Source organism: Micromonospora sp. NPDC003197, from assembly GCF_053590565.1.
Genome location: NZ_JBSFTE010000027.1, coordinates 22,398 through 36,320, shown reverse-complemented (window position 1 = coordinate 36,320; position 13,923 = coordinate 22,398). Strand labels below are relative to the sequence as shown.

General features: G+C 67.0%; 14 protein-coding genes, 1 tRNA gene and 1 pseudogene. 7 read left to right on the top strand and 9 right to left on the bottom strand.

From position 1 onward, the window contains the following. On the top strand, positions 1 to 645 hold the full coding sequence (locus tag ACWDV4_RS24670; RefSeq protein WP_449982966.1) for a LuxR C-terminal-related transcriptional regulator: 645 nt from the start codon (positions 1 to 3) through the stop codon (positions 643 to 645). 91 nt (positions 646 to 736) lie between these two features. Here the strand turns inward: ACWDV4_RS24670 and ACWDV4_RS24665 are convergent, their stop codons facing one another. From ACWDV4_RS24665 to ACWDV4_RS24640, 6 genes and pseudogenes are all read right to left on the bottom strand, one after another. Next, complete coding sequence (locus tag ACWDV4_RS24665; RefSeq protein WP_449982964.1) at positions 737 to 1,636, bottom strand: 2-hydroxyacid dehydrogenase; 900 nt, start codon at positions 1,634 to 1,636, stop codon at positions 737 to 739. 89 nt (positions 1,637 to 1,725) lie between these two features. Next, positions 1,726 to 2,841 carry an oxidoreductase gene (locus tag ACWDV4_RS24660; RefSeq protein WP_449982961.1) on the bottom strand — a complete coding sequence of 372 codons (1,116 nt, stop codon included), beginning with the start codon at positions 2,839 to 2,841 and terminating at the stop codon, positions 1,726 to 1,728. 58 nt (positions 2,842 to 2,899) lie between these two features. After that, on the bottom strand, positions 2,900 to 3,283 hold the full coding sequence (locus ACWDV4_RS24655) for a MerR family transcriptional regulator (RefSeq protein ID WP_449982958.1): 384 nt from the start codon (positions 3,281 to 3,283) through the stop codon (positions 2,900 to 2,902). Between the two features lie 127 nt (positions 3,284 to 3,410). Continuing rightward, complete coding sequence (gene cas3g / locus ACWDV4_RS24650) at positions 3,411 to 5,825, bottom strand: type I-G CRISPR-associated helicase/endonuclease Cas3g (RefSeq protein ID WP_449982955.1); 2,415 nt, start codon at positions 5,823 to 5,825, stop codon at positions 3,411 to 3,413. A gap of 355 nt (positions 5,826 to 6,180) precedes the next feature. Then, positions 6,181 to 6,432: pseudogene (locus ACWDV4_RS24645) on the bottom strand (hypothetical protein); the annotation flags it as partial. Further along, positions 6,429 to 6,842, bottom strand: coding sequence for a hypothetical protein (locus tag ACWDV4_RS24640; RefSeq protein WP_449982952.1), 414 nt, complete (start codon positions 6,840 to 6,842; stop codon positions 6,429 to 6,431). The gene ACWDV4_RS24640 and the pseudogene ACWDV4_RS24645, both read right to left, overlap by 4 nt. A gap of 942 nt (positions 6,843 to 7,784) precedes the next feature. Between ACWDV4_RS24640 and ACWDV4_RS24635 the strand changes: the two genes are divergently transcribed. After that, on the top strand, positions 7,785 to 8,291 hold the full coding sequence (locus tag ACWDV4_RS24635) for a helix-turn-helix domain-containing protein (RefSeq protein ID WP_449982949.1): 507 nt from the start codon (positions 7,785 to 7,787) through the stop codon (positions 8,289 to 8,291). Next, positions 8,288 to 8,830: a DUF6036 family nucleotidyltransferase gene (locus tag ACWDV4_RS24630; RefSeq protein WP_449982947.1), complete on the top strand. Its 543-nt coding sequence runs from the start codon at positions 8,288 to 8,290 to the stop codon at positions 8,828 to 8,830. The genes ACWDV4_RS24635 and ACWDV4_RS24630 overlap by 4 nt, the downstream gene beginning before the upstream one ends. A 356-nt stretch (positions 8,831 to 9,186) precedes the next feature. Here the strand turns inward: ACWDV4_RS24630 and ACWDV4_RS24625 are convergent. Continuing rightward, a tRNA-Ser gene (locus tag ACWDV4_RS24625) sits at positions 9,187 to 9,274 on the bottom strand. A gap of 99 nt (positions 9,275 to 9,373) precedes the next feature. On the opposite strand from ACWDV4_RS24625, the gene ACWDV4_RS24620 reads away from it, so the two are divergent. Together ACWDV4_RS24620 and ACWDV4_RS24615 are read left to right on the top strand one after the other, a co-directional pair. After that, on the top strand, positions 9,374 to 9,925 hold the full coding sequence (locus ACWDV4_RS24620; RefSeq protein WP_449982944.1) for an AAA family ATPase: 552 nt from the start codon (positions 9,374 to 9,376) through the stop codon (positions 9,923 to 9,925). 10 nt (positions 9,926 to 9,935) lie between these two features. Next, entirely contained in the window at positions 9,936 to 10,913 is a 978-nt protein-coding gene (locus tag ACWDV4_RS24615) for an NAD(P)H-quinone oxidoreductase (RefSeq protein ID WP_449982941.1), read from the top strand. A gap of 26 nt (positions 10,914 to 10,939) precedes the next feature. On the opposite strand, the gene soxR is transcribed toward ACWDV4_RS24615, so the two are convergent. Beyond that, positions 10,940 to 11,380 carry a redox-sensitive transcriptional activator SoxR gene (gene soxR / locus ACWDV4_RS24610; RefSeq protein WP_449982938.1) on the bottom strand — a complete coding sequence of 147 codons (441 nt, stop codon included), beginning with the start codon at positions 11,378 to 11,380 and terminating at the stop codon, positions 10,940 to 10,942. Between the two features lie 47 nt (positions 11,381 to 11,427). Here soxR and ACWDV4_RS24605 point away from each other — a divergent pair, with 47 nt between their 5' ends. After that, positions 11,428 to 12,126, top strand: a complete 699-nt coding sequence (locus ACWDV4_RS24605) for a transketolase (RefSeq protein WP_449982935.1) — start codon at positions 11,428 to 11,430, stop codon at positions 12,124 to 12,126. A gap of 4 nt (positions 12,127 to 12,130) precedes the next feature. Further along, positions 12,131 to 13,009, top strand: coding sequence for a transketolase family protein (locus ACWDV4_RS24600; RefSeq protein WP_449982932.1), 879 nt, complete (start codon positions 12,131 to 12,133; stop codon positions 13,007 to 13,009). Between the two features lie 22 nt (positions 13,010 to 13,031). Here the strand turns inward: ACWDV4_RS24600 and ACWDV4_RS24595 are convergent, their stop codons facing one another. Continuing rightward, complete coding sequence (locus ACWDV4_RS24595; RefSeq protein ID WP_184534990.1) at positions 13,032 to 13,739, bottom strand: glycosyltransferase family 2 protein; 708 nt, start codon at positions 13,737 to 13,739, stop codon at positions 13,032 to 13,034. Positions 13,740 to 13,923: the final 184 nt, after the last annotated feature.

Below are 13,923 nucleotides of genomic sequence, written 5' to 3'. Positions count from 1 at the left end.
ATGCGCATCATCCTGGCCGAGGACGCCGCCATCCTCCGCGAAGGGCTGGCACAACTGCTCACCCTGCGCGGCCACCAGGTCAGCACCGTCGGCGACGCCGCCGCACTGCACGCCGCCGTCGCCGCGGACCGGCCGGACGTCGCGGTCATCGACATCCGGATGCCACCCACCCACACCGACGAGGGGCTACGCGCCGCCATCGAACTGCGCCGACAGTTCCCCGGGCTCGGGGTCCTGCTCTTCTCCCAGTACGTCGAGACCCGCTTCGTCGGTGAACTGCTGGCCGAAGGCTCCGCCGGCGTCGGCTACCTGCTCAAGGAGCGGGTCGTCGACATCGACGACTTCATCGACGCGCTCACCCGGGTCGCAAACGGCGGAACCGCGCTGGACCCCGAGGTGGTGACCCAACTCTTCGGTGCCGGACGCCGTAACGACGGCATCGCCACACTCACCCCACGCGAACGGGAAGTGCTCGCGCTGATGGCCGAAGGGCGTACCAACGCCGCCATCGCGAAGTCGTGGGTAGTGACCGAACGGGCCGTCGAGAAGCACATCGCCAACATCTTCGTGAAGCTCCAGTTGCCGGCATCCGACACCGACCACCGCCGGGTGCTCGCCGTACTCCGCTATCTCGAAGGCCGCTGACCAGCACCGCCGGTCGGTTGTGCGGACACCGGGTGCAGCCAGCAGCCCTTTAGGGCGAGCACCCTACGGTCGCCCCGACGGAACGCGACAGTTACGGGGCGACAACGACGTTCGCGAGCGGCTGGCCCGCTGCGTACCGGCGGACCTGGTCGACCAGCAGCCGGCGGGCTCGGGGTGCCAACGCGGCGGTCAGGCCACCGGCGTGTGGACTGATCAGAAGGTTCGGCGCAGACCACAGCGGATGGTCGGCGGGCAGCGGCTCAGGTTCGGTGACATCCAGGGCAGCGTGCAGCCGACCCGCGTTCAGCTCGACGAGGAGCGCCTCGGTATCCACCACCCGGCCCCGGGCCACGTTCACCAGGAGGGCACCGTCGGCCATCCGGGCGAGGAAATCCTGGTCCACCAGCCCCTCGGTCTCCGGGGTCAGTGGGGTGGCCAAAATGACGACGTCAGCGTGCGGCAGCATTTCCGGGAGTTCGGAGATTGGCAGTACGCCGGGGCGGGCGCTCCGGGCCACCCGGCTGATTTCCACCTCGAACCCGGCGAGCCGGCGCTCGATCGCGGCGCCGATCGAGCCGTACCCGACGATCAGCACCCGGGCGTCCGCCAGCCCGGTCGACCAGATCGGGGTCCAGCGGCCCTCGCCCTTCGCCTTGACGAAGTCCGGCAGCCGGCGCCGGGCGGCAAGGATGAGCGCCACGGTCAGCTCGGCAACGGCCGTGTCGTGTACGCCCCGACCGTTGGCCAGGGTCAGGCCGGGCCGCAGGTACGGCAGCACATGGTCGTAGCCGGCGGTCAGGGTCTGCACCACTTTGAGCCGGGGCATCCGAGTGATCGGCTCGCAGAAGCGTGGATCGATGATCCCGAACGGAACCGCATAGAACTCGACATCGTCCAGGTCTGCCGGCACGGGTTGCGTGCCGTCGTACAGCGCGATGTCCAGATCGCCAAGCTCGGCCATCGCGTCGGGGTGAGAGATCAAGTAGCGCACAGCTGCGATCATGCTTGATCGGGCCGAACAGGGCATCCGAGATTCCCGGGGTCGGGCCTCACGGTCCACCACCGACGACCTTCAGCAAATCAGTAGTAGGTGTCCTCGTGGGACTTCTGGTAGTCGTAGATGTCGTCGAGTCGTCCGGTGGCGGCGTGGGTGACCCAGGCGGGGTTGCCCAGCAGGATCCGGCCGAGCGCGACAAGGTCGAACTCACCGGCCGCCACCCGCTCGACCAGGCCGGAAACCGACTCAGGGCTGCCCGGCCGCAGGAAGTCACGGGTCAAACCGACCGAACCCACCGTGATCGTGGGCAGTCCGGTGAGCCGCTTCGCCCAGCCGGCAAGGTTCAGTCCAGAGCCGGGGAACGCCGGCTGCCAGAACCGCCGCTGCGACGCGTGCAGCGCGTCCGCGCCAGCCTCGGCGAACGCGGTCAGGATCGTGTCCAACTCAGCGGGGGTCTCCGCAATCCGGGCGTCGAACTGCCGCTCCTTGAACTGCGAGAACCGCACAATCACCGGCCGGTCTGCGGGGAAGTTCTCGCGGACGGCGCGCACCACCGCAGCCGGGAACGCCGCCCGCCGTGCCGGTGAGCCGCCGTACGCGTCGGTGCGCCGGTTGGTGAACGGCCACAGGAACTCGTCCAGCAGGTAGCCGTGCGCGGCGTGGATCTCCACCGCGTCGAACCCGGCCCTGGCCGCGACCCGGGCCGCCTCGGCGTACGACTCCAGCAGCTCGTCGATCTCCGCTACCGTCATCGGGTGGCTTGCCGGCCGACCCGGCTCGGGCACCCCGGACGGCGTCCACGACGTCACTCCGTCGACCGGGTCACGCAGGCTGCCCAGGTGCCACAACTGTGCGGCGATCCGACCGCCGACCCCGTGCACCTCGTCGACCACGTGCCGCCAACTCGCTTCGGCGGCACCCGCGGTCATCCTCGGTATGGTGTCCTCGTGGCCGGCGGTGGGATGGTCGACCCAGATTCCCTCGCTGACGATGAGCCCGACACCGTTCTCGGCCCGACGCCGGTAGTAGCCAGCCACTTCGGGGGCAGGCACCCCGCCCGGAGAGTGGAACCGGGTCATCGGTGCCATGACGAACCGGGAGGCCAACGACATACCGGCGAACGTGGCCGGCTCAAGCAGTGGTGCCAGCGGCGACACTGGCAGTTCGACGGCCGGGTGCAAGGTGAGGTGCGCTGTCATGCCTCGCACGCTAAGACTTGACATTGGTGTCAGGGGCAAGCCCGAAGTGTCGCTGGTCTCATCCCACGGCGGCGCGGACTGCGGACCTGCCGCCCCGCTCGTCAACGGTCATGTCGTCGACGATGCAGTCCAGCGCCGACACCGTACGGGCGAGCTGGGCCATCTCCGCGACGATGCGCTCCCGCTCCTCGCGCAGCCGATCGGTCAACCACGGCGTACGAATGTCCGGGTTCGTCATGCAGGGCAGCAACTGGTACATGCGCTTGCTGCTCAGGCCGGCATCGAACAGCCGCTGGATGAGTACGACCCGCTCGACTGCCGCCTCCGCGAAGACCCGCTGGCCGCTCGTCGTACGCATCGACACGAGCAGTCCCTGCTCCTCGTAGTACCGGATCGACCGGGCGCTCACCCCGGTCCGGGCCGAAAGCTCGCCGATTCGCATCGCGTCCCTCCCCGCCTGAATAGCTATAGACCTCGACTTAAACGCTACGTCGTACGGAAACTCTACGAACCCAGCACCGGTCGGTCTCCGTACGCGGCTCACTCATGTGGTCACTCAAGTTGGCGGGTCACGCCGCCTCCTCGTTCGTCACGAGATCCATGAAGGCGCTGGCCCGCCAGTCGGCGATGCGTACCAGGGTCTCCAGGTAGGCCAAAACGAACGGGCCGTACCGGTCCCGCAAACCGAGCGCCGTACGCGTCCACGAACGCTCACCGCCGAGCCCGAACTGGTCTAGGTCGACGGTCAACTCCCCGGCCGGCTGCCCCAGCATCGCCGGTACGGCCACCACCTCGGCCTGGGTAAACCCGAGCAGCGTTTTCGCGTCGGTGTCGTCTGGTCCGCGCACCTGGACGCGCATCGAGCCATGATGGGCCAGCACCAGATAGCGGACGAGATCCGGCACCGCCGCTTCGTCGAGTAGGCCACGCAGCGGCCCATCGAGCAGCAGCAGCGAGGCAAATTCGTGGCGGAAGTTGATACCGCCCGCAAATTTGAGCGGACGATCAATGCCGGACTTTGCCCACGGTCGCCCGGCCTCAATCCGCTGCCGGTCAGCCTCGCCAGCCAGCACGCACAGCGCGTCCTGCCATGTTGGATGGCCCTTCCCACAGTCGTGGCTGTTGCCGGCCAAAACCGCAGCCTGCCTCAACTCGTCGGAGAGTGCTGGATCGATCGCGTCGATCAGCGCGGCTACCTGCGTACGGACATCCGCGCTGTGCTGTTCCAAGGACAGCCAACCGGGCTGCATCGTGCTGGCATCGTCCTGGCCGAACGCCGCGTCACGACCGGACGCCGGATCGACGTTCACCCGAGGATCAAGGCCTAGCGGCAGCGGCGGGCAGTTCGACACCGGCCGCTTGTTCGACGGGTCGTAACCGGTCTCCGGGTCGTAGCCACCCGCCTCCGGAGCCACGACCAGCACCTCACCAGATCGAGCCGGCCAACCGTCGGTGACGCGCGTCCACACTCCGTCGCCCTGGTCGAACCACCACACCGCAACCCGCTTCGCCAGCGCCCGCAGCTCGCCGAGCGGCACTCGACACCGCCAGGCCATCTCTGGGGCCTTGGCAAAAGCTGGCGGCCGACCGCTGCTGTCTTCCGGCTCCCAGTGCGCCCAGGTGAGCTGCACATCCTGCTCCTCGGCGTCCCGCACATACGGGCTGACGTCCACGTCAGCGCCGTTCAGATCCGGTGCCGTGTCGAACAGGTCGAGCAGGTCACCGCGCCGGATCACGCTCACCTCGGCCGGCAAGGTCGGCACCGATCTGGCAATCAACCCCTCACCGGTCCGCGTGCTTCCCTCCAGCGCCGTCAACTCGGCGACGGTGGCCTGCACGTCCGTGTCCTCGTACGGTGCCGGCTTCGCCGGGGGCAGCCACCACAACTCAGCGTCAGCGAGCCTCCCGGCCCGATTGCACCGCCCAGCCCGCTGCACCACACTCGGCCACGGCGCTGCCTCGGTGCACAACACCGCCGCGTCGAGGTCAACACCCGCCTCGATGACCTGCGTGGACACCACGATGTGGCCACGCTCGCCGGGCGGGTCGAGCACCTTGTCGGCAACAACCTGCCGATCCAAGCCCCGGAAGCGGGAGTGCAAGAGCGTGCAGGGCGTAGACCCCGAACGAAGCGCCGCATAGACACCCCGAGCCGCCGCCACGGTGTTCACAACCACCAGCGTCAGCGTCCCGGCTCGGTGCCGATCTCGTACGGCCTGCGCCAACGCCCTGTAGTCGCCCGGCTCCACCGGCAATCGGCGAATCGTACGCTCGGCGGTAAGCCGTCTCGCCAGCTCGCCGACCCGATCGGCGGGCTCGATCCGAAGAATCTCGTCGTCACCGGGCAGCGGATTGTCCACCGTCGCCAGAAGCTCCGCAGAAACCGTGGCGGACATACAGGTCAGACCGAACGGCTCAGCCGTCGGCCAGGCCGCAGCACCACCGAGGCCGGTGAAAGCGGCAAGCTGGCGGAGAGTAGTAGTCGACTCGGGGGCGAGCTGAATCTCGTCGATCACCCACTGCGCACCGTTGGTGACCAGCGCAAAGTCGATCGGATAGGTGGCCCGTGAGATCCCGTAGCCCCGGTTGAGAGCCTTACTCACCAGCGAATCGACGGTGCCGACGACGATCGCCGGACGGTGCATGTCCAGCTGCCACGCACGTTGTCTGCCGCCCGCCCCACCCATCACGACATGTAGCGACACCTCGTCGGTCAGACCGAGCCGCTTGAGCCACCCATCGATCTGACCCGCCACCTGTTCCACCAACGTGCGCTGCGGCAACGCGAAGATCAACCGGCGCGGGGTCGCCGCGCGATCTGGCCCGTGGAGTCGACGCCACAACCAGGCGAGGATGATGCCGGTCTTTCCCGAGCCCGTCGGTGCCTGAAGCACGACCGGGAGACCATCGCGCGCCAGTCGGGCTTGATAAGCGTACGGCGAGTTACCGGTTGCCTGTGCAAAGAACTCGTCAAAGGACGACATGATCTCCCCTGATTGCCTGGACGACCGGCCTTGCAGCCGTTAACGTGAAGGACAGCTTCGGGCAGTAGCTTGGAGAAGTGGGCCCGATCCGCGGCCGGACGACCGTCGGATCGGGTTTCGCGCATCTATAGGCGCAATTCCCACACGATGTCGATCAGCCGTAATGATAGCTGGCTCGTAGCAGTCCTCCGACTCCGCGTTTTTCCACGTCAGATTACCCGCCCAGCCGAGAGGCGCACTGATCAGCGACGACATAGGCTCAGTGATCATCAACGCGAGGCGCTGTCCATTGTTGATCGAAGCGTTCACTGGCCGGTCTCCGATCCAAGACTGGAAGCATCAGCGGTGTTTTGGATGACGTCATTCTGGTTGGGCTGCGATCTGATCGGATGGCATGCAGACCGGCGAGGCGTACGAAGATCTCCCGCATGTCGGTCGCGTTTCCATGCTGGTCGAGAACGTAGCCGGTGATCCACGCCCAGCCCCGGTAGGTGGGCTTGTCGCACACCGAAATCACCCGAAACGCGAAGCCGGGCTGACCTACGAACTGGGCCGATGCTCGCTGATCGATCTTGAGCAGGGTTCCCGGTGCCGGTTTGCCAGTCATCCTCCCCGGACCATCGCTGACCAGGCAAGGAACCGTTCCTGCAGTTCATCGACGGGTACGGTCGTCTCGCCCGCCGCCAGAATCAGCAATCGACACATGTGCACCAGCAGGCCAACTGGATCATCGACGTACGCCTCACCCAACTCGACGCGAGCCGGCGAGCACGGCCACGGCTGCCCGCAGGTGCCACACGACCAGGCGGGGCGGACAAGGTGCTGGTGGGTCGCGGCCCACACCGACCAGCGGGGCGGCAGCTGCAACAACTCCCGCGACCACTCGTCGAGCATGCAGCCGTCGGGCTCGCACTGCGGGCAGACAGTGCGCGATGCCCATGGCTCGCAACGGGTGTCGTGCAACAGGCTGGCCTGGCGGGCCAGGGCGTACAGCTCGGAATCGTCGTCGCTGGTCACCGACGACCTCCCATGCCTGCGACAGCATGTGCGGCACGAATCTGCTGCCCGAAAGTCAGCAGCGATCCACACAGGACCGTGGTGGGCGCCTCATCCCACGCCGGACCGCGAAGCAGCAACGGCCGACTCGACTCCCTTGGCCGGCTACGGCCAGGATCGACGGGGCGTACAGCGTCGCGCCGGTGTCTGCCCTGGTAGCCACGTGGGCGAACGGCCCGCCGATGCCGGCTCACTGCAGGTCACCACACATCCGCACCGGCCCCGGTGGGTCCGGTGGTTCCTGGTCGTCATCAGCGCCAAGGGGTAGTGGCCAGGGAATCGGTGGCGTCGGTGGCGGCTAGCCCCTTCAACTGGTCCCTCTACGTCTTCTACGGCGGGGACATCCGAGAGCAGGAGGTGCCTTGGCTCCGCATCCAGGTCGAGGAACTGGCTGCAATTTCGCCTGATGAAGATGGCGACGGACCAAGGGGCCTGTTCGTCCTAACAGATGAGCGGGGTGGTGCCGAGACGTGGCAAATCCGGGATGGCAGAGTCAGCATCTATCCGGCACCGGAATATTCATGGCTCGCAGAGTGATGCTGGCGGCGCGGCGAGTCCGTTCCTCATCGCGCTGCCCATTTGCAAGATCGCGAAGGGACAACGCTGATGGCGCGCAACTGGCAGGAGACCCGCCGTCGCCTCAACAGCGCGCTCAAGAACGAACAGCCCTGTCGCTTCTTCCGCCGGTCAGCGTCGGCACGGAGCCGTTGATCACGCAGAAGGGCATGGATATCGCAGCCTGGCACAATCCGTCCACCAGAAGGCGCCCGCACCGTCGGGCGCAGGTCAAGGCTGAGTGACGCGGGCCTGCAACGCTGACCAAGATGGTCCAACGAAGGCTTGACCCGGGGGAATGCGAGCAAGCGAGTTGCGTTTTTAGCGTTTGTAGCGCATGCTTCAACTATGGCGACGGTGAGTGGAGACCTTCTGACCACCGGTCAGGCTGCCAAGCTGCTGGGGTCGTCACGCCAGCAGGTGGTCAACCTGTGCGAGCGTGGAGAACTGCCGTTCGTGAAGGTCGGCATGCATCGGAGAATCAAGCGGGACCATGTTGAGGCTCTGCTGCGCCCCAAGCCGAAGCTGACTCGTGATCAGCTCAAGTCACTGTGGCTACACCAAGCGGTAGCGGGCAGTTTGGTCACCGACCCAGACGAGGTACTGGGCAAGGCCAGGGAGAATCTCGATCGACTCCTCCGGCAGCACCGAGAAACCATGACCGAGGTGTGGCTGAAGCGCTGGCAGGACAAAATCAACGAAGGCGTCGACACCGTCCTCAAGGTGCTGACCTCGGATGATCCGGAAGCTGTGGAGCTCCGACAGAACTCGCCCTTTGCTGGGGTCCTATCACAGGCCCAGCGCAAAAAGGTTCTTGATTCCTTCACACGCAGCGGCTGGAAACGAGCGGCATGAGACGCGAGCAACTGGAGCATGTCCTGCGGTCCGCATGCCAAATCGCCGGAGACCCAGACGTCCTCGTCATCGGCAGCCAGTCGGTGCTGGGGGCGATCCCGGAGAGCAGACTTCCGCTGGAAGCCACCGCCTCGATGGAGGTCGACGTGGCATTCTTCAACGACCCGGACGACCAGAAGGCTGACCAGGTCGACGGCGCCATCGGCGAGCTTTCACCGTTTCACGAGATGAACGGCTACTACGCCCAGGGCGTGAGTGTGTCGACCGCTACCTTGCCCGATGGGTGGCGGGATCGGCTAGTTCTGGTGGAGTCTCAGAGCACCCAACCGGGGCGCGGCTACACGCTCGAACCACACGACTGCGTCGTGTCCAAGCTGGTCGCTGGCAGGGAGAAGGACTACGCCTTCGCTAACGCGCTGATCCGAGCCGGGCTCATCGAACCAGCAGTAGTCGCCGAGCGGATCGAAATGGTCGACGTCCGCCCATTGGTGCTGAAACGGTTGAGGAACTGGATCGCCATGTACCTGCCGGCAACTTGACGGCTGCAAGACGGTCGTATCGCTCCGCCGATACGCCTCGATCACGACGGTCGTACGACTTGTTCACTCGGCGTAGCAGGCAAGGTCCAGCCGGAACACGGGTGGGACTCGTAGCCGTCACGACGACGGCGTTATGGGCCGAGCAGCCTGGAAATTTGCCCTTGCTGCCAGGGCGAGACACCCGGAGAACCTGCCGGGCTTGACCGTTGCCATCGGTGACCGCCGAAGCTGGCACGCAACGGGCACGCCCCTTCCGAGGATCCGGGGACGCCAAGCAGCTGGAGAGCAACCACTTGCGTACCTGGCGGACCAGTGCGACGCCGCTGGTCAGGGGGCGTTATTGCTGTCCAGGAGAGCGGAGGGTGTGGGATTCGAACCCACGAAGAGATTGCTCCCTTACCGGTTTTCAAGACCGGCGCCATAAACCAGCTAGGCGAACCCTCCTCAGCCACGTCCGGTAACGCACGCAGCCGCCCCTAGTGTGCCACGCCGGTCTCCCGGGCCGGGTGCCCCCACCACCCGGGCACTGGGATGATCGAGGACATGCCGGGCACCGCACCACCGCCACCCGCCGTCGTCCTGATCACCGGCATCATGGCCGCCGGCAAATCGACCGTCGCCCAGGAGTTCGCCAGCCGGCTGCCCCGCTCCGTACACCTGCGGGGTGACGTCTTCCGCCGGATGATCGTCAACGGCCGGGCGGAGATGACCCCGGAGACCGAGGCCGAAGCGCTCCGGCAACTGCACCTGCGCTACACCCTCGCTGCCAACGCGGCGGACACCTACTTCGCCGCCGGCTTCACGGTCGTACTCCAGGATGTGGTGCTGGGGGCGGACCTGGCGCACCTGGTCGACGCGATCCAGAGCCGTCCGCTGCTGGTCGTGGTGCTGACCCCACGACCGGAGGTGGTGGCGTTTCGCGAGCAGGGTCGCCCCAAGACCGGGTACGGGGATTGGACGCCGCAGCAGCTCGACGCGGGCCTGCGTACGGAGACACCACGCCTCGGGCTCTGGTTGGACAACTCGGAGCAGACGCCAGCGCAAACCGTGGACGAGATCCTGGCTCGCGCGTGGACTGACGCGGCGGTGGGGTAAGACTGTGCCCATGCGTGCGATCACGATTGCTGAGCCGGGTGGACCTGACGTACTGACCTGGACGGAGGTGCCTGATCCGGAGCCGGGGTCTGGTGAGGTGGTGGTCGACGTACGCGCCAGCGCGGTGAACCGCGCTGACCTGCTGCAACGGCAGGGGAATTATGCGCCGCCGCCGGGTGCTTCGGCGTACCCGGGTTTGGAATGCTCGGGGGTGATCAGCGCGACCGGCCCGGGGGTGTCGGGTTGGCAGGTGGGTGACGTGGTGTGTGCCCTGCTGTCCGGCGGCGGGTACGCCGAGCGGGTGGCGGTGCCGGCGGGTCAGCTGCTCCCGGTGCCGGCGGGGGTCGACCCGGTCGAGGCTGCCGCGCTGCCGGAGGTGGCTTGTACGGTCTGGTCGAACCTGGTCCAGTCGGCGCACCTGAGCATGGGCGAGACGCTGCTGGTGCATGGCGGTGGCAGTGGCATCGGCACCTTCGCCATCCAGCTCGGGGTGGCCCTCGGGGTGACGGTGGTGGTGACGGCGCGGCCGGCGAAGCACGAGCGTCTTCGCCAGCTTGGCGCGACGCACACGATCGACTACACGAGTCAGGACTTCGTCGAGGAGATCCGGCGGCTCACCGATGGTCGGGGCGCGGACGTGATCCTGGACATCATGGGTGCGGCGTACCTGGGGCGGAACGTGGCGGCGCTGGCGACCGGCGGCCGGCTGGTGGTGATCGGGATGCAGGGTGGCCGTAAGGCGGAGCTGGATCTGGGTGCGCTGTTGGCCAAGCGCGGGTCGGTGTCCGCAGCGGCGTTGCGGTCACGGCCGGTGGAGGAGAAGGCGGCGATCGTACGGGGGGTTCGTGAGGAGGTCTGGCCGCTGGTGGAGTCGGGGGCGATCGGGCCGATCGTCGACCGGCGGATTCCGATGGCGCAGGCTGCTGAGGCGCATCGGATCATCGAGTCCAACGATCACCTGGGCAAGGTGCTACTCACCCTGGACTGACCGCGCTCACCCTGGACTGACCGCACTCACCGTGGGTGGACCAAGAGCCGGGCGCCGGGTCCTTCCTCGGCGAGTTCATCGTTGACGTTGAAGACGTTGCAGCGCTGCAGCGACAGGCAACCGCAACCGATGCAGCCGGTCAGGTCGTCGCGGAGCCGGGTGAGCAGGTCGATTTTTTCGTTCAGTTTGTGCTGCCAGCCGGCAGATAGCCGGGCCCAGTCGGCCTTGGTGGGGGTGCGTGACTCGGGTAGTGAGTCGAGGGCGGCGCGGATCTCCTCCAGGGAGACGCCGACCTGCTGGGAGATGCGGATAAAGGCGACGCGGCGCAGTTCGGCTCGTTCGTAGCGACGTTGGTTGCCGCTGGTGCGGGTGGCCCGGATGAGTCCGAGCCGTTCGTAGTAGCGCAGCGCCGAGGGGGCCACCCCGGATCGGGTCACCAGCTCGCCGATGGTCAGTAGTTCCTGCATCACGTTCGCCTTGAGTTGAAGTGCACTTCAACATGCAGGCTAGCCGCATGACCGCACCGACGACCACCGGCTACGTCGACCTTGACGTCCTGCTGCGCCGGCTCACCGGCGACGAGAAACACTCTGCCAGCGCCCATTCGACGCTCGACGTTGTCTGGGTGCTCTACGACCGCGTGCTGCGGGTCACCCCGGAGACGGTGGACGACCCGGAACGGGACCGGTTCCTGCTCTCCAAGGGGCACGGACCGGCCGCCTACTACGCCGTACTGGCGGCGAAGGGGTTCATTCCCGAGGCGTGGCTGGACGACTTGGCCGGTCCGGAGAGCCGGCTTGGTCACCATCCCGACCGGGTGCTGGTCCCCGGCGTGGAGATCAGCTCCGGTTCGCTCGGCCACGGCCTGGGACTGGGCGTGGGCACCGCGCTGGGGCTGCGGGCCCAGGGCATCACCCAACCCCGGGTGTACGTCCTGCTCGGCGACGCCGAGTTGGACGAGGGTTCCAACCATGAGGCGATCGCGTACGCCGGAGCCACCGGCCTGCCCAACCTGACCGCGATCGTGCTCGACAACCAATCTGCCTCGCACGGTTGGCCGGGTCCGGGCGGGATCGCCAGCCGGTTCACCGTCAACGGCTGGACCGCCGAGACCGTGGACGGTCGGAACCATGACGCGATCCATGCTGCTCTCACCGCCCACCAGCCCGACCGGCCGCACGTCGTCGTCGCGGTCGTCGATTCAGAGGAGTAGACCCGTGCGGGACAGTTTCGTGGCGACGACCAGCGCCCTGCTCGCGGACGATCCGCGTACTGCCCTGGTGCTCGCTGACATTTCCGCGTCCGTGTTCGCCCCGGCCGCCGAGCGTCATCCAGATCGGGTGCTCAACGTCGGCATCCGCGAGCAGTTGATGATCGGGGTGGCGGGCGGGTTGGCGTTGACCGGGCTGCGGCCGATCGTGCATTCGTACGCGACTTTTCTGGTGGACCGGGCGTACGAGCAGATCAAGCTGGATCTGAGCCACCAGGGGGTGGGCGCGATCCTGGTGAGCGTCGGGGCGTCGTACGACGGGTCGGCGATGGGCCGGACACACATGTCGCCGGGGGATGTGGCGCTGTTCGACACGCTGGATGGCTGGACGGTGCAGGTGCCGGGGCACCGGGACGAGGTGCCGGCGCTGTTGAAGGCGGCCACTCCGCACGATGATCCGGTCTATCTGCGGCTGTCCACGCAGTCGAACCGGTTGTCGTACGGCGGGGATCCCCGGTTGCAGGTGCTGCGGCGGGGTACGCCGGGCGGGCCGCTGGTGGTGGCGGTCGGGCCGATGCTGGATCCGACGCTGGCGGCGGTGGCGGGGCTGGATGTGACGGTGGCGTACACGCACACGCCGCGACCGTTCGACGCTGCTGGGCTACGGTCGTTGGCCGGGTCGGAGGTGGTGCTGGTGGAGCCGTACCTGGCGGGTACGTCGAGCGCGATCGTGAACGACGCGCTCAGTCACGTACCGCACCGGTTGCTGTCGTTCGGGGTAGGGCACGCCGAGGTACGCCGGTATGGCAGCCCGCAGGATCATGCGCGGTGGCATGGCCTGGATTCGGCAGGATTGCGGCGGTCGATCAACGCTTTCCTGGGTTGATTCAGCACCTGATTGGGATGAATCAGCGCTTTCCTGGGATGACGCCCCGGCGTCGGGTGCGCTCGCGACCGAGGATCCACAGCGCCTCGACGCCGTCCTTCCAGGTGATCTTCTTGCCTTCGTCGCGCCCTCGGGCGTGGTAGCTGATCGGCACCTCGTAGGGGCGGATTCGCCGCCGGAGCAGTTTGCCGGTGACCTCCGCCTCCATGCCGAAGCCGCGGGAGCGGATGTCCAGCGAGCGGTAGAGCCCGACCGGCAGCAGCTTGAAGCAGGTCTCCAGGTCGCCGATGTAGGAGTTGAACAGGACATTGGCGGCGGTGGTGACCGCCTTGTTGCCCATTACGTACCAGAAGCTGTAAGAGCTGTGGCTGCCGAATGTCCGATTTCCGTAGACAACCGTCGCTCGCCCGTCCAGGACTGGTTCGAGCAGTTTGGTGATGTCCTGCGGGTCGTATTCGAGGTCGGCGTCGAGGATGACCATGTATTCACCCTCGGCGTTGTCGACCGCCGTACGGATCGCCGCGCCCTTGCCGGCGTTGCGGGGATGGGTGATGACGCGGACCCGGGTGTCGTCGGCCCGACCGAGGATTTCGCCGGTGCCGTCCCGACTTCCGTCATCGACCACGACGAGTTCGATCTCGCACGGGTAGTCCACCGCCAACGCCTGCTTCAGGGCGTCCGCGATGCGTTCTTCCTCGTTGTAGACCGGCATGAGGATCGAGAGCTTCACGGGGACATCTCCACGGTGGCGACGACAGATCCTTGCTAGCCTAGCCTGCGGCGAGGGATAGGTCTGTCCTGACGTCCGCCGCATCCGGCCGTGTCCGCCCAACGCCTGCCCCGACACCCGCGCAGGGCTGCCGTTACGCGCGCCATGGCTGGCTTCACGCGGAGCGGCCGGGATCATGGTGTTT

Coding starts and splice junctions, on each gene's coding strand:
- ACWDV4_RS24670 (WP_449982966.1), top strand. CDS start 1: ATGCGCATCATCCTGGCCGAGGACGCCGCCATCCTCCGCGAAGGGCTG.
- ACWDV4_RS24660 (WP_449982961.1), bottom strand. CDS start 2,841: ATGACAGCGCACCTCACCTTGCACCCGGCCGTCGAACTGCCAGTGTCG.
- ACWDV4_RS24655 (WP_449982958.1), bottom strand. CDS start 3,283: ATGCGAATCGGCGAGCTTTCGGCCCGGACCGGGGTGAGCGCCCGGTCG.
- cas3g (WP_449982955.1), bottom strand. CDS start 5,825: ATGTCGTCCTTTGACGAGTTCTTTGCACAGGCAACCGGTAACTCGCCG.
- ACWDV4_RS24635 (WP_449982949.1), top strand. CDS start 7,785: ATGGCGACGGTGAGTGGAGACCTTCTGACCACCGGTCAGGCTGCCAAG.
- ACWDV4_RS24630 (WP_449982947.1), top strand. CDS start 8,288: ATGAGACGCGAGCAACTGGAGCATGTCCTGCGGTCCGCATGCCAAATC.
- ACWDV4_RS24620 (WP_449982944.1), top strand. CDS start 9,374: ATGCCGGGCACCGCACCACCGCCACCCGCCGTCGTCCTGATCACCGGC.
- ACWDV4_RS24615 (WP_449982941.1), top strand. CDS start 9,936: ATGCGTGCGATCACGATTGCTGAGCCGGGTGGACCTGACGTACTGACC.
- soxR (WP_449982938.1), bottom strand. CDS start 11,380: ATGCAGGAACTACTGACCATCGGCGAGCTGGTGACCCGATCCGGGGTG.
- ACWDV4_RS24605 (WP_449982935.1), top strand. CDS start 11,428: ATGACCGCACCGACGACCACCGGCTACGTCGACCTTGACGTCCTGCTG.